The organism is Pseudomonas sp. BW16M2 (genome assembly GCF_014268865.1).
Lineage (GTDB): Bacteria > Pseudomonadota > Gammaproteobacteria > Pseudomonadales > Pseudomonadaceae > Aquipseudomonas > Aquipseudomonas peradeniyensis.
Window position 1 is genome coordinate 1 of sequence record NZ_JABWRI010000075.1, and the last position, 445, is coordinate 445.

General features: G+C 51.9%; 1 protein-coding gene. It reads right to left on the minus strand.

The genetic code is table 11. The features are described 5' to 3' along the window. Positions 1-58 precede the first annotated feature (58 nt). A partial coding sequence (locus HU735_RS27225; protein ID WP_238349912.1) for a DUF6708 domain-containing protein occupies positions 59-445 on the minus strand: 387 nt, incomplete at its 5' end.

A 445-nucleotide genomic window follows, 5' to 3' on the forward strand; every position in this document is an offset into this window, starting at 1 on the left:
AGAACTGCGGTATTACCCTTGTCGAGCCAGTAACTGAAGATCTGATCAAAAGCATGCGTCATGACAACGCTACCTTTTCAGGTGGAACGGACTGTGGGCTAGTTCGCGACTCGTGATCAATCACCTCAGGCCACTTGACCTCTGGCGCCAGACGCATGGCGAATTGGCACCAGAGGATATCGTTGTGGTCTCTATTGAGCGGGGCGGGAGGGACAGCGGAGAGGCCATGTTGCATGTAAGTGCATACATAGGCCCAAATTGATGCTTCACCGTATTCGTTGTTCAATGGGAATCGGTCGATAACGTTATTGGTGCCTGGTTCCACGATGGACAGCATGATCCCTGTTTTTACGAGGTGCGAGCCTTGGTGGGTTACGGCTTGTTTTCTCCAGCGTTCTGCGCGTACATCCTTCCAGTCGTAGCTGACGATTTTTATTGGCCATGG